The organism is Mobiluncus curtisii subsp. curtisii ATCC 35241, from assembly GCF_000146285.1.
Taxonomy (GTDB): Bacteria; Actinomycetota; Actinomycetes; order Actinomycetales; family Actinomycetaceae; genus Mobiluncus; species Mobiluncus curtisii.
Window position 1 is genome coordinate 293,370 of sequence record NZ_GL385912.1, and the last position, 23,495, is coordinate 316,864.

The following is a 23,495-nucleotide window of genomic DNA, read 5'->3' on the forward strand; positions in this document are numbered from 1 at the left end:
CGGCGTACCTTACGTATTTTGAGCACGATAGGGGGCCTGGAACCTCCATTCACAAGGGCGTTGGCTCACTCTTCGGGGAGCAAAACGATTCCGTCCATGTCGGCGTGCAAGGTGTCTCCGGGGCGCCACGTGATGCCCCCGAAGTTTAGCTCGACATCGGTTTCACCCACGCTGTCTTTGATGGATTTGCGTGGGGTTGTGCCCAGCGCTTTTACGCCCAGAGCCAGACCGCGAATCGTTGCCGAGTCACGAATCGCCCCGTTGATGACGACTCCCGTCCAACCATTCTTTACCGCAGCACCCGCAATCAGGTCCCCGCATAAGGCCGCGTGTAGGTCACCTTCGCCGTCAACAACCAAGACCCGACCCCGCCCCGGCGTGTTGAGCGTGGCTTTCACCAGACCACTGTCCAGGTGACAATGAATGGTTGTAATCTTTCCGGCAAAAGCCTTGTGCCCGCCAAAGTTGGTCATCTGCATATCACAAACCCGCAGCTTGTCACCATATTCATCATACAAATCTGTGGTTGCGAGAGGGGCTATCATGTCTTGCTTCATTGTCGTTTCCTTTCCGAAACACCACCGCATAGCCGGAACAATCAGACGAAAACGGGCCTGGGGCGCTGTGTTGGTTTCCCCAGTTTAACGAATTTTCAAAACTACCGGGAAGGGAAACTGACCCCCAGGAACTTGGCGACTTCACGAGTATCCGGGTGGGCTTTTAACTCGTCCAACGTGCCGGTCTGACGAATCACGCCAGCCAGCATTATTCCCACCCGGTCCGCCACCAACGACGCTTCTGCCTGATCATGAGTTACGTAAACAGCGGTGATTTGGCTGCGTTTCACGATGTCGCGAATTTCGGCAGCTAGCTCATATTTCAACTGTTCGTCAAGGGCCGAAAGTGGCTCATCTAGCAGCAGCAGTTTTGGTCTGGCAGCCAAGGCGCGAGCGAGGGCGACCCGACCAGCCTGCCCTCCTGACAGAGTATCAACCCGGCGCTTTTCCATGCCTTTCAACCGCACCAACTGCAGCATTTCGGCGACCGTGTGGGCTATTTCTGTTTTGCGGGGGCGCGGTCGGCGCAGTTCTAGGGCGTAGCCGACGTTGCGTTCCACGTTGCGGTTGGCAAACAGTTGGCAATCTTGGAACAGCATCGCGAACCCGCGCCGATGCGTCGGAACGGGTTGTTGGTTGACACCGTCCCAGGTCAGAGTGCCGGAGTCGGCAGACAGTAATCCTGCCACAATCTGTAGCAGGGTCGATTTCCCACAGCCGGAAGGTCCCAGCAGCACCATAATCTCGCCCCGCTTCACGTCCAGATTCACGGATTGCAAGATAGGCACTGGCTTCTCGCCGCGGCGATTTGGCGGGTAGGAAAATGTGATTTGCCGCAGGCACAAGCCCGGGTGGGCAGTTTCGTTCACGTGTTTATTCTCCCTTCGAGGACAGTTTAAGTCGCCACCGCAAGCCTCGCGTAGCCGTGGCAAAACCGTTTTCTGCCACGAACATCACCAACGCACAAGTCAGCGCCAGCACCACGCTCGCGGCGGCGCTCGCCCCTTGTGCCTGCGCGGACGGACGGGAACTCAAAGCAAAAATTGCTACCGGGAGCGTAGGCTCTAGCGGTCTGGCCAGGAAACTGGTCGCCCCGAACTCGCCCAGGGAAATCGCGAAAGCAAAGCCAGCCCCGACCCCGCTGACCCGCGCCAAAACGGGCAACTCGACGGTGGCAAAAGACTGCAGCCGATTTGCCCCCAAAGTCGCTGCCGCTTCTCGCAGATGTGGATTGATGGCCCGCAAAGTCGGCAAGACCGAGCGTAACACCAGTGGCACCGCCACCACCGCTTGTGCAGCTGCCAAAAACAACGCGTTAGCGGGCAGAGAAAGTGGCGGAGCCTGCAAAGTTATCAGCATTCCGAACCCCACCGTGACCGCACTGACACCTTGGGGAGAGGAAAACAGCATATCGAACAGTTCTTGAGCACCGCGCCACCGCGAATTCAGCGGCACTCGGTGCGACACGACCAGAGCCACCGATAACCCCATGACCAGGGAAATCACGCATGAGAGTAACGCCACCTGCAGGGAATATCCCCACGCTCCCCAAGCCGTGCCCGGCAGCTGCGCCACGATTCCCGGCTGTCCCAATGCCTGATAGTTTGCCAGTGTCCAGCGACCTGCCAGACGCAGCGAAGCCACCACCATGAAAACCAGTGGCACTGCCACTAACAGAATCCCCAGACCGGTCAAGACCAGCGCGAAAGTGTCCTCACGACGCACCCGCCGGGGCGGCACGGTGCGCAGCGCCCCCGCGCGCTCGAAGCGAGCCCGCGCGACCCCGTTAATCCCCAAAGCTGCCAGCACGATGAGAATTTGCAGGATGGACAAAACCGCGGCTCCTGAAAGATTGAGATAGCTGGCAGTTTCCAGGTAAATCTCGACTTCTAACGTCGTGATTTTTACTCCACCGAGCACCCTAATCAGACCGTAAGACGTAATGCAATACAGGAACACCAACGAAGCTGCGGCAAAAATCGCCGGTCCGAGTCGGGGCAAGGTCACCGTCAAGAACGCCCGAGCCGGACTGGCACCCAATGCCCGCGCGGCTTGTGCGGGACGCGGATCCAAACGCATCCAGGCGTTACCGACTATCCTCGCGACCAGGGAAAAGTTAAAAAACACCATCGCCAAGATAATCGCGGCGCGACTCTCGGAAAGTCCCAGGAAACCCAAGGGGGCACCCGGACCCAACAAATTCTGGAATGCTACGCCAACCACTACCGATGGCAGCACGAAGGGCACCCCGGTCAGGGTACGCCACACTCGACGCCCCGGAATCCTCAGCCCGTAAAGCGCCCACGCCCCGGCGACCCCCAGAAACACCGAGAATACAGTCCCCAGCAAACCCATTTCTAGGGTCCAAAACAGCGTCGTCCAGGTTCGGGTTCGACCGAGCATCTCGCGCAGCGACCCGCCAACGCCGGCAGTCCCCCCCGAACCCAGACCGGTCGCCGTGCCGCTCAGCCCCAGACCGATAATCCGCAGGGTCGGCCACAGAAAAAACAGCCCCAGGAAAGCCAGCGGCAGGAACACCATCACCGCTAGAGCCACCCTGGGGGCTGTCTTTTCCATTTATCGCCTTTCGAACACTCGGGGCGCCTAGCCCATAATCGAGGCCCAGGAACGCACCCAGGCTTCGCGGTTCTTCACCACGTCGGCTTCTTTCAGCACGGCAGCCTGTCCAGAGGGTGCGCCGAACTTCGCCAGCGGTTCGGGCAACTGTACCGAATCCAGCACCGGGTACATGTAGTTGTTCTCGGTCAGGTCCTTTTGCGCTGTTTCTTCGGTCAAGAACTGAACCAGCGCCGCCGCGCCCGCCGGGTTCTTGGCACCTTTCAGCACCCCGGCGTATTCAACCTGCTGATAGCAAGTCGCCGGCACGTTCCCGATAGTAGAAACGCTCCCGTCATCACTGACTGCCCAAGCCGGAGATGACGCATAGGACACCATAATCGGATACGCCGCGCTACCGTTGTCATTAGAACCTGCCGTAAAGTCAACGTTGAACGCATCATCCCAGGAGCCTGCGGACTTCACCCCGTTTGCTTTCAGTGACTTCCAGTAATCCATCCACCCGTTTTCACCCTTAGCTTTGATGGTGGACAGCAGGAAAGCCAGACCCGGCGTGGACGTACGAGGATCCTCTACCACGGTCAGATTTTTGTATTCCGGCTTTGTCAGGTCATCGAAAGTTGCCGGAGGCTGCTGACCTTTCTTTTGGAAGTAAGAGACATCGTAATTCACACAAACCTCGCCACGATCCACCGGGACCAATTGTTTTGAATCCCCGCGCAACTTTTGCACGCTAGGAGCGAGTTTCCCGGTGAAATCAGCCAAGGCTCCGGCATCAACGGCAGCCTGAGCAGTGTTGTTATCAAAACCGAACACGGCGTCACCCAACGGCGCGTCCTTGGTCAAAATCAGCTTGTTAGTCAGCTCTACCCCGTCGCCATTTTTCACGACCTTTAGCTTGTAACCGGTTTTGTCGGTAAAGGCGGCGGCAGTTTCATCGCTCAACGGGAATGAATCATAGGTCACAAGGGTCACCGTGCCGCTGGACTTGTTACTGTCTGTTCCCGGTGTGCCGGTGGCGCTGCTGGTCGGACGGGAATCGGTACAGCCCGCCAGCAAAGCCGCGCACATCCCTGCTGCAGCCAACACTGCCAAAGTCCGGGACGAGGCTTGTCCCCGAGTAATAGAAAACATATCTGCCCTTTCTAGAATCAGTAAGAGCAGGGGAAAAGTTCACGTCCTGAGCGACGTGAACCGAGATTTACTCGACTTCCTCGGCAACATTACTTGCCTGGTGCGAGGGTCTGCCCGCCACATGCTACGCATTAAGACTCGGCACTCTCAGCGAATTTCGCTCCCCTGTCGTGCCTCTAAGTATATGCCATCACCAGACAAAATCTGTGGGCGCGCCGATTTGGCGGACCCTTGGGGGAAAGGTAAAAATAGAACGGTAAATATATATAAATTTTACCTTGCAGGAGGTTCCGGCATGTTTAATGATTCACAATCAGTAATTAACTTTGTCAAAGAAAAAAACATTCGTTTCATCGATGTGCGCTTTTCCGACCTTTATGGAACTATGCAGCACCTCACCATCCCCACCAATATGCTTGAGGAAACCCTCACCGAGGGGATGATGTTTGACGGGTCGTCCATTAATGGTTTCACCGCGATTCATGAATCCGATATGAAGCTAATTCCCGACCCCACCGCGGCCTTCGTCGATCCTTTCCGTAAGGAGCCGACTCTGGTGCTGTATTCCTCCATCGTGGATCCCTTCACGAACGAACCATTTTCTCGCGATCCGCGTGGCGTGACGCAAAAGGCAGAGGCCTACCTGAAGTCCACCGGTATCGCCGACACAGCGTTCCTGGCTCCCGAACCGGAGTTTTACATTTTTGATTCCATCCAGTTCCGCACGGATCCCCACGATACTTTCGTAAAAATTGGTTCTCGGGAATCGCCGGAGACCTCCGGCGATTGGGAGGACGGGCACAACTTGGGCAACAAGATGCCTTTCCAAGCCGGCTACGTCCCCGTCCCCCCGATGGACGCCACCGCTGATGACCGTGACGCCATTGTGCGCGCCTTGCAAGAGACGGGGTTCGAAATCGAACGTGCTCACCACGAAGTCGGGGCGTCGGGTCAGCAGGAAATCAACTACACCTATTCCACTCTGCTGCACGCCGCAGACAACCTCACGGTGTTCAAATACATCGTGAAAAACAAGGCTATCGAACTGGGCAAGACCGTCACTTTCATGCCGAAGCCGCTGTGGGGTCAGGCCGGTTCGGGTATGCACTGCCACGTGTCTCTGTGGAAAGACGGCAATCCCCTGTTCTACGGCGAAAACGGCTATGGCGGTCTGTCTGACATGGCACGTTGGTTTATCGGCGGGTTGCTGCGTCACGCCGCCGCTATTCTGCCGTTTACGAACCCGTCCATCAACTCGTTCCGCCGCTTGGTTCCGGGCTTTGAAGCCCCCGTGAACCTGGTGTATTCCGCGCGTAACCGGTCGGCTTGCATTCGTATTCCGGTCACCGGCACTTCCCCGAAAGCAAAGCGTGTCGAGTACCGTGTGCCGGACACGTCTGCGAACCCTTACCTGGCTTTCCCCGCCATTCTGATGGCTGGTCTGGATGGAATCCGCAATCGTATCGAACCTGCCGACCCTATCGACAAGGACCTTTACGAGCTTCCTCCCGAGGAATACCGCGATATCGAGAAACTGCCACCGTCGTTGGATTTGGCTCTGAATGCCCTGGAGGATGACTACGAATTCTTGACCGAAGGTGACGTTTTCACCACGGACCTGTTAGAGACATGGATACGCTTGAAGCGCGAAAATGAGGTGCAAAAGCTGTTCGTGCATCCTCACCCGCTTGAGTTTGAGCTGTACTACAACTGCTGATAGCCGCGATTTCGCCTGGATTCACGAGGGTCCTGCGGCATTTCCGCGTTGCCGTCACCTCTTTCGGGGTGGCGGTGGCGCATTTTTATCGCGAGGGTTTTCACGCATCAACCGTGGTCCTATTAACAGCATAATCCCGATGATTGTCGCAAAGCTCAGGGCAACAATTTCCTCTGCAACCACGCCGTCGACGAACACCCGCATCACAACCAGGGTTATCACCAACACGCCGCACAGGCTGATGAGATTGCCGGCCGTGAGGTTGGCAATGCCGAGGTTCAGGTTTAGGGTCTGCTGCAGTTTCGCCCCAAATCCGCTGGCTGCCGCGACTTGGCTCATATAGACCGGATCTTCCGACACCCCGGCGACGCTGGCACCTAGCTGACCGGCTTTCGGTGCTGGGTCCTGGGGCGTCAAGGGAGCTGGTAACGCGGGAGCCGGATTGGCGTCGGGTAGTATAGCGGCGTTGCGTGCCTGGCTTTGGGGATGGGCAGCTGCAGTTTTTCCTTCTCCTTCGGATGCCGCTGCCTGGGTCACGGCTTGCTGTGCGCTGGCTTGGGCAGCATTGGCTTGACGTACCGCTGCTTCGGGTAAGGCTGCCGGGACTGCTGTTCCGCCAGGAGCGCTCGCGAGTGTACCCGCGGGGCGCGTGGGAGCAGGAGCAGCCTGGGTCTGTGCTCCTTCCGCTCGCAAAGTCGCTGCACCGGCGGCTGTCTGCGGGACTGCTGCTGAGCCTGGAGTTGCTGTAGCAGCACTGTTTGCCTGTGTGGGCGGGGCGGATTGAGCTGAAGCGGATGCCGCCGTAGTGCCCGGATTAGCGGTTCCTGCGGCAGAAGCCGCGTTAGCCGCGGTGGTGGTACCTCCACTTTGCACTGCGGCATAAAGGTTTGCCCCTTGCCCGGGAGGAATTATTTGGGCGCGTCCCAAAGACGTTTGCACCGTTCCGGGAGACACCGTGGATTGGGAAAATGATTGCAGCATTCGCGCCAAAGAATTTGGATTTGTAGCGGGCCTTTGACCCGCTGCCTGCCCAGCGGCATTCTGCCAGGCACTGCGTGAGTTTTGCAGTGCAGAGTCAAGGTTGGCGCCGGAAGTTCCCGTGTTGGGCAGCAGTTGAGTCGCCGGTGAGGCGTTGGATTGTGCCGGCGTCGTATTGGGTTTCCCGCTGGACGCGGCGGAATTATTTTGTGCCGAAGCAAGACCTGCCGTTACATTGGCGATGACGGCAGAGTTTTGCGGAGCGGGCAAGCCGGTCGCGCTCAGATTTTGTTGAGCGGCTGCCCCCATATTAGCAGCTGCATTGTTGATCGCCGCTTGCGCATTTTGTGCGGCAGTGCTGGCATTTTGTGGGGCAGCGTTAGCAGCATTTGCAGCATTAGCAACACCCGCATTGCCTAGCGGAAAGGAGGGACCGACCGCAGGTATGCTCATGAACCTTCCCTCTCTCTCAAATAAATTTATCTGAAACGTTTCACCTACCGAACTGACATCCCTCATATCGGCTCAGTTGCTTTCATTATGAGACTCCCCCCGAGACAAAATCCATCATTTTGGCAGGTTAAGCCAAATGCTATGTAAAGTGTTTCGACGTATTTTGCGGTATGTTAAACCTATTGATTCAGGAGGCTCTGTTGACCACAAATTATTACGCCACCCCCGCCCAAATCAGTTTGGAACCCAATGATTCCATACCTGCGCTGTTTTTCACCCGTGCCCGGCGCACTCCCCAAGCCGTCGTGATGATGCGTCCGCAGCCTTTTGGTGACGGTTGGGAAGAAATCACCGCCTCGACGATGGCGAACCAAATTATCGATGTAGCGCGCGGGCTTATCGGAATGGGCTTAGAGTCCGGAGACTGCATCGGCATTATGGCAGGGACCTCCTACGAGTGGGTGCTGTTAGATTATGCTGCCCAATCAGCTGGCTTAACCGTCGTGCCCATCTATGAGACTGATTCCGCATCCCAAGTGGACTGGATCTTGGAGGATACCGGGGCGCGGTTGGTGATTACTGAAACTGCGACCCAAGCCCGTTTGGTTGAGTCTACGGGACGAGTTGTGGATTGCGGGGTGGCAGCTATCCAAGACGGTGCGCTGGACCAAATTCGTCTCAAGGGCACCAACGTCCGGAAACAGGAAGTTAAGGAACGTTTATCCGCAGTCAACCTTGATTCTCTACTCTCTATCGTCTATACCTCTGGAACTACCGGCAGACCGAAAGGTGTAGAACTGACCCAGCGTAACTTCGTTTATATGGCGCTAATGATTGGGGACAGTCTGCCTGAAGTCGTCGACAACAAAAAGACCCGTCTGCTGCTGTTTTTGCCACTGGCTCACGTGTTCGCCCGCTTCAGCTCCTACACGGTGCTTTCGGGTCGCGGCGTGCTGGGTTGCGTTCCAAATGTGAAAAACATGTTGAACGACCTGCAATCATTCCGCCCCACCAGCATGATCGTGGTGCCACGAGTTCTGGAAAAAATTTACACTGCAGCTCAAGTCAAGGCTGGTCGTGGCTTAAAGCACAGCATTTTTAACTGGGCTGCCGCGCAAGCCATTCACTATTCAGAGGCTCTCAACGATCCGAATCGAAAGTTTGTGGGGTTCCGTTTGCATCGGTCGCGTGCCATTGCTGATAAGTTGCTGTTTTCTAAACTATTGGATCTCATGGGTGGAGAATGCCGGTGGGTCATCAGTGGCGGGGCTCCTCTCGGGGCGCGTCTGGGACATTTTTTCCGTGGCGTAGGTTTAACCGTGATTGAAGGCTGGGGCTTGACGGAAACTGCTGGTCCGGCGACCGGGAACCTTCCCGGTAACATCCGAATCGGCACAGTAGGACGTCCCTTGCCCGGCGTGGAACTAAAAATTGACGTCAGCGGTGAAATCTTTGTTCGTTCCAGAATCGTGATGCGTGGGTACCGTAATAACCCCGAGGCTACTGGCGAAGTTTTGGACTCTGACGGCTGGTTCGCCAGTGGAGACTTGGGCGAAATAGATGACGACGGATATCTCAGCATTACCGGACGCAAGAAAGAACTTATTGTGACTGCTTCTGGCAAGAACGTATCCCCTGCACCATTGGAGGACTCGTTCCGGGGTCATCCTCTGGTTTCCAATGTGGTCGTCATCGGAGACAAGAGACCTTTCGTGTCGGCTTTGGTGACTCTGGATCGTGAGATGTTGCCGACATGGCTCGCCAACCACAAACTTCCGCCCATGGATCCGGCTACTGCCGCTATTCATCCCGCCGTTCAAGAATCTCTGATGCGGGGTGCCCAGCGGGCATCTGCCAGTGTCTCCAGGGCGGAATCCATTCGCAAGGTGCGTGTTATTATCGGCGACTTTACCGTGGATAACGGTCTCTTGACTCCTTCTTTGAAGGTTCGTCGTGAACAGGTCATTAAGAAATACGCCAAGGAAATCGAAGCCATTTACGCGAAATAGTCCTGTGTTCTAAACAGTCTTACACGCGAAATATTCCTGTGCACCTTATCACGGAAGCTAGATGGCTCTGTGCTGCCTGAAATTAGTCAGGTTGAAACCCACACGCGATTTCATTGAGAAAGCTCTAGACAGTTAAATCAGGTTGGACCCGCGCGTGGCGGGTCCAACCTGTGGAGGTGTTTCAGTAATTCTGATTGAACGAGTTACTTTTCAATCGCGTTAGCGCGACGACGTGTGGTAGCAACTGCGCCAGCCAGCAATCCAGCACCTGCAATCAAGGCTGCTACGGAGAGCAGCGCGGCGTACTGGGCGATGGAACCGGTGCGTGCCAGAGAGCGGCTCAAGGTGCCGGCTTCGGCAACGGTCTGAGCCCGGTTCATCTGCGCCTGCTGAGCAGGAGCTGCTTGCACGGCTGAGGTCTGTACTGCGGTGGCAGGAACCACGTTCGCATTGACAGCCGGAGCTTCAGAAACAGCTGCGTTCAACAGCGGAGTGGACTGTCCGGGAACCAGAGCCGGACCGGCAGGTTCCGGAAGTTCAAACCAAGCAACCTGGCGCTGGCTATTGGGATCAGATTGCGGATTGTTGTCGGTCTTTGCCATGGTCAGCAAGGGAGCAGGAGCCTGAGGATCAGGTTCCGCTACCGGAGCAGCATCTGCGTCCATAGCGCTGTAGTGAGGTACCACGTAAGTAACGGGCACTACCTGCGCCGGGGCGGGCTCAGCAGCCTCTACCTCTTTGGCAGGAGCAGCTTCCTCAGCAGCAGCGTCATCTTTTGCCGGAGTGGTCTGTTCCTGAGCCGGTTCAGACGTACCCGCAGCAGCAGTTTCATCAGCCGAGGTGCTTTCCTGCGGAGCAGGTTCCGCAGCCTCAGCAGGCTTCTCGGAAGTTGCTTCCTCGTTAGCAGACGGTTCTGCCTGAGCATCCTGCGCCTTGGCATTCTCCTCAGTTACAGCCTCACTACCAGCGACCGTAATGTCATTATCTGCGGCAGTTGCACCTGCCACCTCGATGGCCGGATCCGCTTCCAATGCGGTCTGGGTGCCATCATCTGCGAAAGACGGGGCGAAACCCATCATCGCGGCTATAAGTAAGCCGCCTCCTGCGGCATAAAGCTTATGTGTGTTCTTCATAATCGGAGACCTCCATGCTCCAGCGATACCCTGTATATCGCTCCTCGGTTGTTTCCATCCGGTTTTCCGTCTTTCCGCAACCTGTACCCATAAGTATAGCCCCTTTTGGCGCCATGATGCGGATTGATTCCTGCTGTAGGTACCCCAAAATGGGGTCAAATTTTGCATCTCAGCAAGTTTTAAGCTGGGTGACAGGAAAAATCGCTGAATTATCAACATTTAAAACCTTTACGAGCGGTAAAAGATAGTACATAAATGTGAGCAGTATCACATTCGCAAAGTTCGACTAGGGGTGTCTTTTGACCTGACATTAAAATCTTTTTTGTTTGTTCATTTGCACTTTTGAACCGCCAAGTTTTTAGCCATAATCCCAGATAAAACGGCATTTCTAATTTCGGGACGGTTCTGACCAATCCGACACGCCGGGAACATTCAAAAATTTCCCCGATGTCGCCACTGATTTCCCCAGAGATTTCCTAAAAATACTCAGGCACTCAGGAACACTCGGTGAATTTGGGTGATTTTTCAGCCGACCTTCAGATAAGGGGTGAGTTTAAGGATAAACATCGCTCTGTATTGCTCACTGCGTCACGCTTCTCGGACTTATCTGGTGAACAAATTTCAAAAATTAATCAGCTGTTTGGAGTATCCATTGATAGCTAACGCTGGGAGACAAATTTACTCTCAGGAAACTGGAAGCCGGGACATCCGCCCTTACCGGCTTGCAAAGACAATAATGCAACGGTTTTGGATGCACTCGAGATGCCACTGCGGGAAATCTTGACAGCGTCGATGCGCGCTAGCTTGATTCCCTTCAAGATCACGAGGAACTGGTGATGAGCAAAAGCCAAAGGTGGAACTAATGAGCCCACTGCATCGATATAGCCAGAGACGCAGCCGGGATACTCGCTATCAGTATGAAGCAAAGCCACTATCACAAAGCCCGTGTCACAGAGGGCGTCATAACCCGAAGCGTCTAGCAATTCATGCTTCGCGCTTCGGGTTATGACGCACCAAGGACTTGCTCTTTTAGGCATCAAGGAAAAACTTAACACCTTTAAATTTTCATGACTATTCCACATTCGCGAAATCCGAATTAACGGAAACACCAAGCAAATGCGATAGACGATAAGCTATTTCGCAATCGCTTCAGATTTCTGATAAGTAAACTGAGAAATATAGCCATCCATGGTATGCGCTGCAGAAACCAAACCTTTGGTGGCCTCCTGCAGCTGCATCACGCCCTGACCAGCATTTTCCGCAATCGACTGATACTCAGAGACCGTCTGGGTGATTTCTCCGGATCCGGTGGCGGCTTCTTGTACAGAGCGTGACATTTCCGTTGTCGTAGATGTCTGCTGCTCTACCGCCGCTGCAATTGTCGTCTGGAAATCATTAATCTGCTGGATAATCTCCGAGATTCGCTCAATAGCAGCCACTGCCCCATCCGTATCAGCCTGAATCGCGGTAATCTTTGCCGTGATTTCTTCAGTAGCCTTACCAGTCTCTTGCGCCAGATCCTTGACTTCCCCAGCCACCACTGCGAAGCCCTTACCAGCCTCTCCAGCCCGCGCCGCCTCAATCGTTGCGTTTAGAGCCAATAAATTAGTCTGCTCAGCAATCCCAGTAATGGTTTTAATTACGTCACCGATTTCACGTGAAGATGCGCCCAGTTTCGCCACGGTCTCGTTAGTCCGCTTCGCCACCTCAGTCGCATCATTAGCTACCCGCGATGCCTCATTCGCATTAGACGCGATTTCTCGAATAGATGCACCCATTTCTTCGGCACCAGCCGCGACAGTTTGAATAGACTGGGTCACATCACCTGCAGCGCCAGCTACCACCTCAGTCTGCGCGATAACTTCCTGAGTCTTTTCATGCGCCCAATCGATTTCCGTACCCACTTCGGTAGCCACCGATTTAACTTCCCCCGCTACCTCTGCAGCGGAACCCACAATACCCCGCAGAGCCGACTGTGTATCATTGAGTTTCTGCGCCACGTCACCGACTTCATCGTTCAGAAGAATCTGCGCCTCAACTGTCAAATCACCCGCTGCCATCGCTCCAATTGCATCACCAGCAGAACGCACCGTGCGACGCAAAGTACGGCGTACCAGCATCGCGGAGAGCAGGGAAATCCCCAAAACCACCACGAAAATCACTAGCATCACGGCAATCATCGTGAAACTGGTTTTCACGACCTGTTTGACTACATTATTCATCTTGTCAACGCACACATTCACGATTTCGGGAATCATCGTGTTGAGTTTGTCGACGTATTGCGAAACGTCGATTGCATCACCCTCGGCATATTTGCGTTCTCCGTATAGCTTGGTGATTTTTTGTGAAGCTTCGTGGAATTCCTTGGTTACTTCTGCGGTTTCTTTGACCATATTCGCTATCTGCGGGTCATTGATACTGGAGAGTTTCTCGATACTCTTGTCCGTCAGCTCAATATAGTGATTGACTTCCTTAGTGTGCTCCTGTATTAGCGTGGCTCGCAGTTCGTCTGTAATCGTTGTTTTCAGCAGCGAAAGGCGTTTGACTTCGTTTTGTGCCACTATCAGCCGCAGCATGTCGTGGTTAAAGCTACGCGCAGTCTGGACTTCATTCTGCACTTGGGAGTACACCCTGACGGAACCAGCATACATATTAATCCCGATCACAAAGACCAGCATCATAATTAGCAATCCCACTATGCCAGAGAAGCCAATCGTACCAATCTGCACCAGCAGCGGAATTCGCCGCATTTGTTGACCATTGCTGTTACTCTGGTTTTTATTTTCGGCTAATTTCGGGGTTCTCGCTGTATCGTTGGTCAGGCTAAGCTTTGCGTCGTTCATGCTTTGCGTTTCAATAGTCATGTTTTCTTTTCCCTCTCCTAGTGCTTCAACTCGTTCAAGCGGGAAACCAAATCCTGCGATTGACCACTCAAGCGACCCATCTTTTCATCCACCCCAGTGAACCGATCCGCCAGTTCACTAGTCTGCTTTGCAATATGCGCCACATTCTCCGCAATCGTCGTGGAACTATCCGCTGCCTCCGAAACCGAACGCGACATCTCATTAGTGGTAGCAGTCTGTTCCTCTACCGCCGCCGCAATCGTCGTCTGGTAATCATTAATCGAAGCAATAATCCCCGAAATTTCCTCGATAGCCGACACCGCTGCCTGCGTATCAAGCTGAATCTGTTCAACCTTTAACGCCACGTCCTCAGTCGCGCGTCCAGTCTCCGCAGCCAAATCCTTCACCTCAGAAGCAACCACCGCAAAACCGCGACCAGCATCACCAGCTCGCGCCGCTTCAATGGTCGCATTCAAAGCCAACAAATTAGTCTGCTCTGCCACCGCGGTAATCGTCCCAATAACCTCACCAATCTCACGCGAAGACTCCCCCAACTTCGCCACCGTCTCATTGGTCTGTACCGCCACTTCAGAAGCCTCTTTCGCCACCTCGGCAGCAGAATTCGCATTAGCCGAAATCTCCCGAATAGAAGCACTCATCTGTTCCGCTCCAGCAGCCACCGTCTGAATCGAATGAGAAACCTGTTCCGCCGCCGCAGCACCGCTGTTGATATAGTCAGCACCCCGACGAGCTGCCTCAACGGCTCCGCGAGAGCCCTCCGAAATATCCCGAGTGACCCCCATAACTTCCTGTGCGGAAACTACTGTCGAACGAATGCCTTCACGCATCCTCCCCATAGCCGAATTAAATTCTTCGCTCATATCTCCGACTTCGTCAGAACTAACTCGGGGCACCTCCACCGTAAAATCGCCCTCAGCCAGCATATCCATTCCCTCGGAGAGCACCTGAGAAGCCCGAGTCAAGGAATTTACTATGCGTTTGGTTGAAAATATGGCAATAACCAGACCGACTACCAGCAGCACACCAGCAAATGCGATAGCTGTCTTTTCGATTTTGTCACGTAGGCTGGCTGCATTTTGGCTGCGCTCCCCATAAGTATTCAGGAGTTTTGCCGCCGTATCTGAAAATTCGTAGGCGTGATCAGTTTGCCAGATACCAAATTCATCGGCGGCGGCAGCAGTCGCAACCCGGTCCGTGGACACATTCGTGATGAACGCTTGCCACCGTTTAGCGTATTCAGCCGCTGCAGTTTCCATGTCAGAGACCATTTGCTTTTGTTCCCCGGTCAATGGAGAAGCCTCTAGCTGTTTCAAATCTGAGTCAACGCGTTCCAGGGCAGTAGCGACTGCGGTGGCGTTAGGATTGTCCGCGCCCACCGCCGTCAATTCCCAAGTCTGGACTTGAGTTGCCAGCTTGGACTCCTCAGCTCGCATCCCAATCCAAGTCAAGCGTGAGTCTTCTATGGCAGAAATGTTCTTGAAATTATCGTTTTCAGTCCTAAATGCACCGCCGTATGCTTGCACCGAAATAATCATGTAAATCAACATAATTAGCAGCAATACAGCAACGATTACGGACGCTAGAGCTGTCTTTACAGCAATAGTAAAACGGAACTTTTTATTCAATTCGCCACTCCTTGAGCTAGGGAAAAACTCGATTAGTCGACCCAGCAGAACTCGGCACAACTCAGATTTTCGCAGTAAAGATTAACACCATAACAATAGCTATAAAAAACTTTGGCTTATCAAACGTACATTGATACGTCCGAGGTATCATTCCTCTTCCAATGCGGGCGTTAGTCGTCTATCATAGGCTCGATTTCATTGAGTAATCGCGCCTTTGATGGCGGAACAATCCCATGATTCACAGAGGCAGTGGTTTCATGCTCCGGGTATGCGCCAGCATTTGAGAGCGCTTCGCACCAAAATTGGTTGAAAGTGCACAAAATCGTTGAGTTTTTGTTAAATCAGAGTGAATCTTAACGGTTTTCAATACCACAAACTCAGGTATTCTTGCAGGTCACAACCAGTTTATCGGTCGGGCTGACAGGATTTGAACCTGCGACCCCTTGACCCCCAGTCAAGTGCGCTACCAAACTGCGCCACAGCCCGATTGCCTTCCAGGCAACATGGATACTTTACCCTATTGAACACCGAAGGGAAAAACGCCACCGCCCCGAACGCTCAAAATATAGATAATTCGTTGAAAATACGCGGAAAAATTCTTAGCGACCTTTCCGCTTTTCCCGCACCCGTACCCCGATGCGCACCGGAGTTCCCACGAAACCGAAGGCATCTCGCAGACGATGTTCGATGAAACGCCGGTACTGCGGATCCAAAAAACCGGTCGTAAACAGAACAAAACGAGGCGGGCACACTCCCGCCTGGGTGGCGTAGAGAATCCGCGGCTGTTTGCCACCACGCAGGGGATGCGGGTGAGCCGCGACCAATTCACCCAAAAACGCATTCAAACGCGATGTCGGGATACGAATCGTCCATCCCTCCAAAGCGGCTCGCAGCGCCCTGGTAATTCGGTTCGTGTGCCAGCCAGTTTTTGCGGAGATGTTAATCTTTGGCGCCCAGGACACATGTGCCAAGTCCGATTCTTGTTCGTATTTCAGCTCACCCTGACGGTATTCGTCCACCAGGTCCCACTTGTTGTTCACCAGCACTAAGGCCCGCCCCGCTTCGATGACCTGGTTTACGACCCGCACATCTTGCTCAGTGAGAGGTTCTCCCCCATCCAACAAGACCAGCGCCACATCGGCGTTTTCGATGGCAGCTTGGGTGCGCAACACCGAGTAGTAATCTGCCCCCACGCTGCGCTTAACCCGTCGGCGCACCCCCGCGGTATCTACAAAAACCCACTGCTGTCCGTCCAGCTCCAAGACCTCATCCACCGGATCCCGGGTGGTGCCGGGAACTTCTGAGACCACAGCTCGTCCCGCCCCAGAAAGGGAGTTGAGCAGTGAGGACTTGCCTACGTTGGGACGCCCCACGAGGGCGACTCGAGGCGTTGAATCTTCGGCACGAGTCACCTGTGTGGCTCCAGATTCAGGCAATACCTGCAGGATAGCGTCCAGCAAGTCTCCCGTCCCACGCCCATGCAAGGCAGAAATCGGGTAGGGCTGACCCATGCCGAGGTTCCACAAGGCGGCAGCATCGGCCTCCTGACGCTCCGAGTCCACCTTGTTGGCGACCAGCAGCACCGGTTTACCCGCGCGTCGCAGCAGCTTCATCAAACGCTCATCAGTAGCGGTCGCCCCCACATTTGCGTCCACCACAAAAAGAGCGGCGTCCGCCAGGTCGATTGCTATTTCAGCCTGGTCAGCTACTGCCCGATCCAGCCCGGAAACTCCGACGTCCCAGCCGCCAGTATCAACCAGGTGAAAGTTACGCCCATTCCAATGAGCATCGTACGTGACGCGATCCCGAGTCACTCCCGGCTCATCCAGTACCACGGCTTCGCGACGTCCCAAGATTCGATTCACCAAGGTGGATTTACCAACATTGGGACGCCCCACCACGGCGAGAGTAGGCCAATTTGGCACAGCGGGCAGTCCAGCATCATCCAGAGACATGTCTCCGGAGAGCAAATCCAAGTCCTCCGGCTCCAAATCATAATCTTGCAGACCCTCGCGCAGCATCGCCTCCCGCGCCGCATCCGCAGGGTCTACCGTGCCGTCATCGACAAAGTTTTCGTATACAACTTCCGGAAGTTCGCCATTGGGCGCACTCGGTTTGGTCTGGTCTGCCGCTGTCGAGTCGCCGGCGTCTCCGGTGGTTTCCTCAGTCATCTTCCCCCCCGTGCGTTACTGCCTGGCCAATTCGTGCCAAGCCTCAATTTGTCGCTTGATCAATCAGACGCATAACGGTATCTAAAGTTTGCGACACGCTCAAATCGGTAGAGTCCAACGTGGTCACCCCATCGGCAGCCGTATGGAAGGAAGTGACCTTGGCATCGCGAGCATCACGGTCTAAAACCAGGGCGCGTTCCCGATCCAAAGTTTCACTGCGAGCATCACCTTGATCCTCCAACGCCCGCCGACTGACCCGCGTTTCCGCGCTGGCAGTCAACAGAATCCGCACTTGTGCATCGGGCGCGACCACGGTGGTGATGTCCCGACCTTCCACCACGATACCCCGGGTAGATTGGCGCGCTTGAACGATAATGTCGCGCTGCAGGGCAATCAGCACGGTACGCACTTCTGGCACGCTCGAGACGGATGACACGATGGTATTGATGTGATCCGTGCGAATCACGTGCATAACGTCGATACCGTCCACAAAAATCCGTGGGGCGTGCGGTACTGCATTAACCGTAAGTTTCATTTCCCGCACCGCTGTAGCGATGGCTGCCGAATCGTTGAAATCCACCCCGCGGTGCTCCACTCCCCAAGCCGCGGCACGATACATCGCTCCCGTATCGAGATAGCCCAAGTCCAGGGCTGCCGCCACGTTTCGCGAAATGGTGGATTTGCCCGAACCGCTGGGTCCATCGATGGCGACCACTACCCCGCGTCCCAAAATCTTTTCGCGCAATGCCTCATAGTTCGCGTATTCCATCAATCCCCTACACTTTCCAGATACTAAGCGAGAATCCAGTATTCCACATTGAAACCGGAATGCCCTAAGCAAGTCCATCTTACCGACAAAAGAGCTTGTAATGACCCGTTTTTGCCGAAAAATCCGGCGCCAAAGGCGCCCCCGGTTCAGACCTCTGCCAGAGACCAGCCCTGTTGCGCCAGATGCTCCATCAGCGGTTCTACCGAAGCCGGGGTCACATATAGGTAGGCGAGACCGCGTGCTTGCCCCAAAGAGTGTTCCAAGCGGAAATCCTCCACGTTGATGCCGGCGGAACCCACATCGTTGAACAAACCTCCCAAGAAACCCGGTTCGTCTGGAACCAGCACCGCTACCACCCCGTACTTCGAGGCCGCGTCACCGTGCTTGCCGGGAATTCGTCCCACGCCCTCGTTTCCGCGCACCAACACGGTGTTGATTGCCCCCACCGCGGGAGAATTCCAGGCGGTGCGCGCGCTAGTCTCAGAGGGTTCACAAGGTCGGGTGGGCAGGACTATTTCTTCCAGGTTACCGTACGGGTTGCCGGGTTCGCGAGGACCTTCTGGGCTCAATCCCGCAATGAGAGCCTGCAAGTTGCGCTGCAATTCCACCAGAATTTCGCGCACCGCAGTTTCGTTTCCTGCCAAGATGGCATTCCAGAGTCGCGGGTCTGAAGCTGCAATGCGCGTTACATCCCGTAAGCCGCCTCCCGCCAGTTCCAACGCTGCCGGAGGTGCCGTCACTAACAACCCCGCCATCAGGGACGACACCAGCTGGGGTACGTGCGATACCAGCGCTACTGCCCGGTCGTGTTCGTCAGCATCCAGAGTCAACAGGAACGCACCTAAGTCCGTCCCCAAAGTTCGTGCTGCTAACACTGCGTCAGGGCGGGTCGTCTCATGCGCCACCACCACCCAGGGGCGTCCCGCGAATAAGTCCGCGGTGGCAGCTCCAACTCCGTTCACTTCCTTGCCCGCCATAGGATGTACTGAACAATAGCGCGGCGCCATCGCACCATCCTCCGCCACGACCTCGTGCACCACGGCGTTCTTTACGGAACTGACATCAAACACGAAAGCCGTGGGAAACTCCCGCAAAGCCCCTAACACGACTTCTGCAGTCACATCAGGAGGGGTCGCCACCAACACTAGGGAAGGCGCGGGCAATCCCTCCTGCCAGACCCGACCGGCTCCCAGGCTCTCGCCTAAAGCCATCGCGGTGGGGGAAGCATCTCGCAGGTAAACGTCCACACCCGCGCGACGCAGCGCCAGACCGATAGACCCCCCGATTAAACCCGCGCCGATAATTAACACCGGACCCTGCGTACCGACCACAGCGGCACCGGACTGCGGGGCAGATTGCGGCAAGGTTTCACTCATAGTCCCACCATTTCTTGCAGGGCTGCCAGCTCCTTGCCGTGCAGCAGCCGGAACTGACCTTCTTTCAAGCCGTCCAAAGTTAGGTTGGCGATTCCGGTGCGAGTCAGGGCAGAGACTGGATGCCCCACCGCGGAGAGCAGGCGACGCACCACGCGATTCTTGCCCGAATGCAGGGTCAGCTGCACGATCGACGAGCCCCTCCGCACTTCAATCAGTTTGAATTTATCGACCTTTACCTTACCGTCCTCCAGCTCAACACCGCGGCGCAACACCTTGCCCAGACCCATCTTGACCTGGCCTTGCACCACCGCGACATAGGTTTTCGGGACTTCGTAAGACGGGTGCATGATTCGGTTTGCCAGCTCTCCGTTGTTGGTCAGCAACAGCAACCCCGCCGTGGCGGCATCCAGGCGACCCACGTTATAGACCCGCTCGGGCAGCTTCGTCACCCAATCCCCGATGCAGGGTCGGTCATCCTCAGGCTGCATGGAAGAAACCGTGCCAACGGGCTTGTGAAAAGCCCAAACCTGCAGGACCGTATCGGTATGAATCCGCTGCCCGTCCACTGTAATCCGGTCCGTAGGCAGGACTTTTACCCCCATTTCGCGCACCGTTTCGCCGTTAATCTGCACGCGACCCCGCGCAATTAAGTCCTCGCTGGCGCGCCGCGAAGCAACGCCGGCGCGGGATAGTACCTTTTGGAGACGCTCGGGTTCACTGGTGGATTCCGGTCGGGACTGGGGCGTAGTGTCAAGCTCTGGCAAGGGCGGATTGTCACTGGTGACGGTGTTTTCGGTTTCGTTCTCAGTCATCTTCTCTGCTTTCTGTTTCATTCATTTCGCGTCCATCCGCGCTTTGTTGAGTTTGGGCATCCCACAGCATGTCTGCCGTTTCCGCTGCGAGGACCTGGGATAAATCGGGGTTGGCCGGCATGTAAGGCGCGAGAGGCGGCAACTGTTCCAGACTATCCAACCCGGTCTGTTCCAGGAAAGCCGCGGTGGTTCGGTACATCAAAGCTCCGAGGTTCGTCTGACCACATTCCTCAATCAGTCCGCGCGCGGCGAGGTTCCGCATCACGGAATCCACGTTCACCCCGCGAATGGCAGCGACTTGGGCACGAGTACAGGGCTGTTTGTAAGCCACCACCGCCAAAGTTTCCAACGCCGCTTGTGAGAGTCGACCGGTGGAGCCGAGAGTCACGAAACGCTGCACCAAGGTCTGAAACTGGGGTGCCACATAAATGCGCCATCCACCGCCGACTTCCCGCAGCTCAAATCCACGCGGACGGCTAAACAAGTTTCCATCCCCACCTGCGCCGCGGTATTCCGCCGCTAACCCCTGCAGGGCTTCGTACACCTCGGTTTCGGGGGTTTGCAGGGCTTGGGATAACATGTCCACGCCCACCGGCGCTTCTGTAATCATCAAAATGGCTTCCAATGCAGCCCACAAGTCTTGGTTGTCGCTCATTCCCATTCGTCCTCAATCTGGGGTTCGGTTTCGTTTTCGCTGGAGCCGACCCAGGTGATAACTAACTTACCCAAAGGATTTTTCTGGGTAAAACTCAATACCCCGGAGCGATACATATCCAGCAGCGCTAAGAATCGCGAAATGACCACCGGCAACGTTTTGGCATCTGCCACAAGTTCTTTAAACGTCAAGCTGTGAGCCTTTTTCAGCCGCTCGGTCAGTACCGCGGTCTGCTCGTGAACTGAGACAAGCGGATCGTGCAGGTGGGCGACCAAGACTTGGGGAGGGATAGCATACAAAGTCCCGGCGGCGCGACGAGCCAGTTCCTCGGGGTCTATCTGGGTTTTCAGTTCTGCCAGAACGTGCTTCAAAGCCGGCTCGTCTCCCGGTACACGTCCCGTCACCAGTTGAAATACCTCCAACTGTTCCTCAACGAAGTTCGAGGCTTCTTTATAGGTTTGATACTGGATGAGCCGGGAAATTAGCAGGTCCTGGGCTTCTAGGAGTTCCAGGTCTTCCTCACTGTCAGCCATGCCCGGCAAGAGACGCGCGGCTTTAATATCCAACAGGGTTGCCGCGATAACCAGGAATTCGGTCGCTTCTGCCAGGCTGGGCCATTTATCCAGATAAGCGAGGAAATCCGCGGTCACTTCGGCTAGGGCAAAAGCGGTGATGTCCAGTTTGCGTTTCGCGACCAGGTCTGCCAGCAAGTGAAACGGACCGGTGTACTCGGGTGAATGGACCTCAAAAGCGGGGGTGTCCACCGCGTCCACGCCCGTTTCTGCCTGAGGTTTGTCCGTTTCGGTGTCGGACAGGTTCGAGGCAGGGTTAGGCGACATAGCCCTTGGCTATCACTTCGCGCGCCAAACGACGATAGGCTTGGGCACCCTCGTGGGTAGGAGCGAATTCGATGATGGGTCGGGTCGCTACGGTAGAGTCAGGGAACTTCACGGTGCGTTTAATGACAGTGGAGAACATCTTGTCTTGGAAGGCTTCGACCAGGCGTTCCTGAACTTCCTTGGAATGTAGAGTTCGCGTATCCACCAAAGTCGCCAAAATGCCGTCTAACTGCAGTTTCGGGTTCAACCGGTCGCGGACGGTTTCAATGGTTTCCATCAGCAGCGCCACCCCGCGCAGGGCGAAGAATTCGGTGGATACCGGAATAATCACCCCGTGAGCCGCCGTCAAAGCATTGACGGTGAGCAAACCTAGTGACGGCTGACAGTCAATGATAATCGCGTCATATTCTGACTCCACTTCCCGCAGCACCCTAGCCAGGATAGATTCCCGCGCCACTTCGTTTACCAATTGCAGCTCTGCAGCGGAAAGGTCGATGTTAGCCGGAATGATGTCCAGATTTTCCGTGCTGGTGTGGTGAATGACATCGGCAGTCGTCAAGTCGCGGTGCGGGCCGACCATGAGGGAATAGATAGTCGTGTCCATCTCGTGACCGTTGATTCCCAAACCGACCGATGCTGCGCCCTGCGGATCGAAATCGACCAACAGGACTTTGCGACCATATTCCGCCAGGGCTGCTGCCAAGTTAATAGATGTCGTGGTTTTGCCGACCCCACCCTTTTGGTTACACATGGCGATAATCCGCGCCGGACCGTGACCTTTCAGAGGCTTCGGGACCGGAAATTCTTTATCTGTATCAGGAACAGGCATCATCGCGGGTTGGTTAGCATTCACCTTTACAGTTTACCCAAAGTTGTTCCGTTGATATACCACCTCACCGCCGGTTCCTGGCAAGTAGGTTTCCTACCAGCGTGCCCTCACTGGAACCCAATTTTTTGAATCGGAATCGGTTTTATCCCTTCCTTCCCGTAGGAATCCAGTTCGTAAGAAGTCCGCGGTATCGGGAAATATCTGGTGTCAATGCTCATGGCTACTGTTCCCAGACGGCATCTGGCTGTAAAATCGTTAGGGGTGTCTGCCGTACGGCAGACACCCCCATATGGTCAGGAATGCGAGTTTCTGACCATCAGCCGGTTTCAGATGCGGCTAAGCTATAGCAAACCACGAGTCCGGATTGTTTTCGGTCGAGTTCTCACCATCCCAATAGAAACACTTTAAACCAGTTTTGTCAGCGGCACAGGAATAGGCTAAACCCGGAACAAATCCTCCTTCGAAGCGTTTTCCGTAGGGGAAGGGTTTGGCCCATTCGGGATGTTCAGCACCTTTACGGCACTGGGAAAGATAAAAAGCAAAGCCATCTGCATCCTTGTTGTTGGATTTGGGTTTGGCTGCAAGGAACGTTCCAAAACCGTAAATAGCAGTAGGATCCGTCATGTCACCGTAATCTCGGTAATTCGGATCGGTGAACCAGCGTTGCGCGTCGCTCAAATCCTTAAAAAACGACCCAGGATACTTTTCTAGGTAACCTTGCGGTGTCGTGGCAGTGTAAGGTTCGGCTTTAAAAACCATCGGCAGCCCAATTGCATCGTAGAAAATACGGAATTCGTCTCCATCTTCCAGGCAGTACGAATACGAAGCGATGTCACTCGGTAAGTGCTCGGGTTCGCCTGCTAATGGGTAGTTGGCGCGCATTTCTGCGAGGGTCATGTCTGCCAGTGGTTTCTTGGGGATTATGCCGGTGACAGCGGCTTGTACGGTGGTGTCGGGCATGACGCCGGTCCCGCCGATAATCATCAGTTTGCTAGCG

Annotated in this window: 18 protein-coding genes, 1 tRNA gene and 1 pseudogene; 2 read left to right on the forward strand and 18 right to left on the reverse strand. The window is 55.1% G+C overall.

From position 1 onward, the window contains the following. Window positions 1-65 precede the first annotated feature (65 nt). The 4 genes from rraA to HMPREF0574_RS01335 form a co-directional block, all read right to left on the reverse strand. Window positions 66-557, reverse strand: coding sequence for a ribonuclease E activity regulator RraA (rraA, locus tag HMPREF0574_RS01320; protein ID WP_236585879.1), 492 nt, complete (start codon window positions 555-557; stop codon window positions 66-68). A gap of 101 nt (window positions 558-658) precedes the next feature. Continuing rightward, the gene (locus HMPREF0574_RS01325; RefSeq protein ID WP_013189521.1) at window positions 659-1,345 is read right to left on the reverse strand and encodes an ABC transporter ATP-binding protein; all 687 of its coding nucleotides are present in this window, start codon (window positions 1,343-1,345) and stop codon (window positions 659-661) included. Between the two features lie 85 nt (window positions 1,346-1,430). Then, window positions 1,431-3,134, reverse strand: coding sequence for an ABC transporter permease (locus HMPREF0574_RS01330; RefSeq protein ID WP_004006866.1), 1,704 nt, complete (start codon window positions 3,132-3,134; stop codon window positions 1,431-1,433). A gap of 27 nt (window positions 3,135-3,161) precedes the next feature. Then, window positions 3,162-4,268: a thiamine ABC transporter substrate-binding protein gene (locus HMPREF0574_RS01335; protein ID WP_004006867.1), complete on the reverse strand. Its 1,107-nt coding sequence runs from the start codon at window positions 4,266-4,268 to the stop codon at window positions 3,162-3,164. 295 nt (window positions 4,269-4,563) lie between these two features. Here HMPREF0574_RS01335 and glnA point away from each other — a divergent pair, with 295 nt between their 5' ends. Beyond that, window positions 4,564-5,985 (forward strand): type I glutamate--ammonia ligase, encoded by a 1,422-nt coding sequence (gene glnA, locus HMPREF0574_RS01340; RefSeq protein WP_004006868.1) that lies wholly within the window; start codon window positions 4,564-4,566, stop codon window positions 5,983-5,985. A 54-nt stretch (window positions 5,986-6,039) separates the two neighbouring features. Here the strand turns inward: glnA and HMPREF0574_RS01345 are convergent, their stop codons facing one another. Then, window positions 6,040-7,416: a hypothetical protein gene (locus HMPREF0574_RS01345; RefSeq protein WP_236585878.1), complete on the reverse strand. Its 1,377-nt coding sequence runs from the start codon at window positions 7,414-7,416 to the stop codon at window positions 6,040-6,042. A gap of 170 nt (window positions 7,417-7,586) precedes the next feature. Here HMPREF0574_RS01345 and HMPREF0574_RS01350 point away from each other — a divergent pair, with 170 nt between their 5' ends. Beyond that, complete coding sequence (locus HMPREF0574_RS01350) at window positions 7,587-9,425, forward strand: AMP-dependent synthetase/ligase (protein ID WP_004006870.1); 1,839 nt, start codon at window positions 7,587-7,589, stop codon at window positions 9,423-9,425. Window positions 9,426-9,628: 203 nt separating this feature from the next. Here HMPREF0574_RS01350 and HMPREF0574_RS01355 read toward each other — a convergent pair whose 3' ends face one another. From HMPREF0574_RS01355 to HMPREF0574_RS01420, 13 genes and pseudogenes are all read right to left on the reverse strand, one after another. After that, entirely contained in the window at window positions 9,629-10,558 is a 930-nt protein-coding gene (locus HMPREF0574_RS01355) for a hypothetical protein (protein ID WP_036324825.1), read from the reverse strand. Window positions 10,559-11,217: 659 nt separating this feature from the next. Further along, window positions 11,218-11,613 carry a hypothetical protein gene (locus HMPREF0574_RS01365; protein ID WP_236585876.1) on the reverse strand — a complete coding sequence of 132 codons (396 nt, stop codon included), beginning with the start codon at window positions 11,611-11,613 and terminating at the stop codon, window positions 11,218-11,220. A 78-nt stretch (window positions 11,614-11,691) separates the two neighbouring features. Further along, entirely contained in the window at window positions 11,692-13,422 is a 1,731-nt protein-coding gene (locus HMPREF0574_RS01370; RefSeq protein ID WP_004006874.1) for a methyl-accepting chemotaxis protein, read from the reverse strand. Between the two features lie 17 nt (window positions 13,423-13,439). Beyond that, window positions 13,440-15,047: a methyl-accepting chemotaxis protein gene (locus HMPREF0574_RS01375; RefSeq protein ID WP_004006875.1), complete on the reverse strand. Its 1,608-nt coding sequence runs from the start codon at window positions 15,045-15,047 to the stop codon at window positions 13,440-13,442. Between the two features lie 412 nt (window positions 15,048-15,459). Further along, a tRNA-Pro gene (locus tag HMPREF0574_RS01380) sits at window positions 15,460-15,533 on the reverse strand. A gap of 113 nt (window positions 15,534-15,646) precedes the next feature. Then, window positions 15,647-17,218, reverse strand: coding sequence for a ribosome biogenesis GTPase Der (gene der / locus HMPREF0574_RS01385; RefSeq protein WP_004006877.1), 1,572 nt, complete (start codon window positions 17,216-17,218; stop codon window positions 15,647-15,649). Window positions 17,219-17,261: 43 nt separating this feature from the next. Next, window positions 17,262-17,987, reverse strand: a complete 726-nt coding sequence (gene cmk, locus HMPREF0574_RS01390) for a (d)CMP kinase (RefSeq protein WP_004006878.1) — start codon at window positions 17,985-17,987, stop codon at window positions 17,262-17,264. A 146-nt stretch (window positions 17,988-18,133) separates the two neighbouring features. Further along, window positions 18,134-19,363: a prephenate dehydrogenase gene (locus HMPREF0574_RS01395; protein ID WP_004006879.1), complete on the reverse strand. Its 1,230-nt coding sequence runs from the start codon at window positions 19,361-19,363 to the stop codon at window positions 18,134-18,136. After that, window positions 19,360-20,196, reverse strand: a complete 837-nt coding sequence (locus HMPREF0574_RS01400; protein WP_004006880.1) for a pseudouridine synthase — start codon at window positions 20,194-20,196, stop codon at window positions 19,360-19,362. Before HMPREF0574_RS01400 ends, HMPREF0574_RS01395 begins: the two co-directional genes overlap by 4 nt. After that, the gene (gene scpB / locus HMPREF0574_RS01405; RefSeq protein WP_004006881.1) at window positions 20,168-20,836 is read right to left on the reverse strand and encodes an SMC-Scp complex subunit ScpB; all 669 of its coding nucleotides are present in this window, start codon (window positions 20,834-20,836) and stop codon (window positions 20,168-20,170) included. Before scpB ends, HMPREF0574_RS01400 begins: the two co-directional genes overlap by 29 nt. Continuing rightward, complete coding sequence (locus HMPREF0574_RS01410; RefSeq protein ID WP_004006882.1) at window positions 20,827-21,669, reverse strand: segregation and condensation protein A; 843 nt, start codon at window positions 21,667-21,669, stop codon at window positions 20,827-20,829. The genes scpB and HMPREF0574_RS01410 overlap by 10 nt, the downstream gene beginning before the upstream one ends. Continuing rightward, window positions 21,659-22,501, reverse strand: a complete 843-nt coding sequence (locus HMPREF0574_RS01415; RefSeq protein ID WP_013189511.1) for a ParA family protein — start codon at window positions 22,499-22,501, stop codon at window positions 21,659-21,661. The genes HMPREF0574_RS01410 and HMPREF0574_RS01415 overlap by 11 nt, the downstream gene beginning before the upstream one ends. 333 nt (window positions 22,502-22,834) lie before the next feature. Then, window positions 22,835-23,495 (reverse strand): annotated as a pseudogene (locus tag HMPREF0574_RS01420) (cell wall-binding repeat-containing protein); the annotation flags it as partial.